The 2,361-nt window shown below is 56.8% G+C and carries 1 protein-coding gene; it reads right to left on the bottom strand.

Going from position 1 to position 2,361, the window contains the following annotated elements; translation table 11 throughout:
- The coding region (locus IJL83_04515) for a hypothetical protein (GenBank protein MBQ6552860.1) at positions 1-1,988 on the bottom strand (1,988 nt) is incomplete at its 3' end.
- Positions 1,989-2,361 lie beyond the last annotated feature (373 nt).

Here is a 2,361-nt window from a genome sequence, read left to right as displayed (position 1 = left end):
TCCTCGGCCTCGACCTGCTTCGGACCCTTCCAGAGCAGCGTCTCGGCGTTCTCTATCTGCTGGCTCAGCTCGATATAGGAACGCGGGGTGACGTTGCCGCGCCAGTATGTCTTTCCGTTCTGGCAAAGCCCTTTGAGCTCGTTGATGGTCTCTTCGCGCGCGAGATCGCCGAGCGGAGTAAGCCAGTTTATGCTCTTGCCGATGCTGTCGATCATCGCTTCGACGTCTTCGTCGGTCACGGCGTACTGAGTGAGCATATCCTCGGCTCGCGCGATGGTATCCTCGACGTTGTTCCACGAAACGAAGTAGTAATCCGCCTTGTTGAGCGTCTTCATATACGCCTTCGCGTCGTTGATCGTCTTTATCAGCTCGGTGAAATCGGCGGGCGCATAGCTCCACTCAAAGCCGGTCAGATCGGCGATGTAGTAGATACCGGTCGCGCCTTCGATATAGAGATAGAAAGCGTCTATCTCGTCGATATAATCGAATATATCCTCCTCGCCGTCCATGTCGTAGAACGCCGACCACGGCGCGCCGACGTAGCCCTGTGTGAGCGGCAGCTCAACGGCGGTCTCTTCACACTCGAAGTAGAGCTCTTCGGAGGAAACGCCGAGCCCGATACGCGCGGCGTTCGGAACGGCGAGCATGCTCTCGTCCCACTTCAGCCAGAAGCGGATACCGTCGGCCTCGCTCAGCGGCGCGGAGCCCTCGAGAAGCGCGAAGGGGTTATCCACGGCGCCGTCTTCGGTGGCGTTGGTGAATTCGCTCCAGCCGTAGGTCGGCGGGCCGTCCTGCGCGTTGGCGAAGACGAGCACCGACTGTTCCCTGTTCTTCGGAACGTTCGTATCGTCGACCATGGCGGTGTCAAGGCAGACGCCGCCGGCGTAGATATCGTCGAAGTCGTTGTCAACCCAGACCTCGAAGCCGGCGAGCTTGACTTCCTTCTTGGCCGCCATGAACATCGGCTTGAGGTCACGGATAGCGGCTCTCAGTTCGACCGCCATCGCGTTTATCCTCTTCTGAGAATACGCCGTTATGTCCTGCAGCATCCCATACGCCTCGAGATAGACCTCAAGCGCGGCCGCATAGCTATCCTCGGTGTACTCCTCGGAGTTGATCGCGTCAAACTCCATGCACAGATCGTTGAGCTCGTCGTAATACACGCGGGTGTCGCGGAAGGCGCGGAAGTCGCCGGCGTAGATCACGTCGCCCTCCTGCAAGCCGCTGTTGAAACGGATCTCAAGCGCGTTTATCTGCGGCAGCTTGCTGTCGGGAACGGGAGTCTTGCCGTTTCCGTTCTGCTTCACTCCGTTGTCGTCGACGCTCCACCAGTCTGTCTGTGAAAAGTCTGTGCGGAAATTGAAATAGTAGTAACCGTCTTCATCGGGTCTGATTAGATCGGAGCTGTAGACGAAGCCCGTCGGAGCCGTGCTCATATCGGTGGAGCCGTCCTCGCTCTTGGAGTAATACGGGCCCTGAGACGGAGTCGTGAAAAGCGAAACCTTGATCTGACCTTCGTAACGGCCGCCGTTGAGTCCCGCCCAGAAGCAGAAGCCGTTGGCGTCGTCAAAGTTCACGTCTGTGCCGGTAAAGATATCCTTGCCGTTCAGCTTATCGTTCGCAGTCCAGTTGGGGCTGTTGTGATAGTCAACGTTCTGGCTGTTGTTCTGCGGATCGGCGTTGCGCTGGCGCATCGTGCCGATGGAAGCGCTGCCCTGCGTGCCGGCTTTGACCGTGAAGGTCGAGACCTCCGCCACGGGATCGCCGTCCGGCAAAAACGCCGACGAGCGGCCGCTGTATTCAAGGTAGCTGCTCCACGCGAGCGCGAAGTCGTCCGCGTTGAAGGCGTTGAAGCCCGGGAACTGCGTGTAGACGTAGTAGTCGTAGAACTCGGCGCTCGCGCCGAGCACGCCTCCGAACAGCGTCGACACACCGAACGCGGTCAGCACCATAAGCACCGCAAGCAGTGTTGAGATCGTTCTTTTCATTTTTTGTCCTCCTTTGATGTTTAACCGTCATTCCGAAGAATCGCAGGCGACGGGGAATCCCCCCTTCCTATGCAGACGTCTGCAGACGGTGCGGGGTCCCACGCTTCGCTCGCGATGACAGAATAATTATCAAACAGCATACAATATATTATTATAACGCGCGCGGGTTACAAGCTCTTGTCGGATAGTGATATATTTCTTGATTTGTGATATTTGAGAAGATTTTTTGCGGGCAATAAATATCCCCCCGTAAAACGGGGGGTATTTCATTTTCGGGCATAGCCCTTATAATACTGGCGACGCACAAGTGCGTTTTAGATTGGCCTGCCAGCCATGCATCTGTTACTTACTACCCATAAATGGGTCCCGTGGG

This window comes from Clostridia bacterium (genome assembly GCA_017438525.1).
Taxonomy (GTDB): domain Bacteria; phylum Bacillota; class Clostridia; order Oscillospirales; family RGIG8002; genus RGIG8002.
The sequence above is the reverse complement of the archived record's forward strand: the minus strand, read 5'-3'. Positions and strand labels throughout refer to the sequence as shown.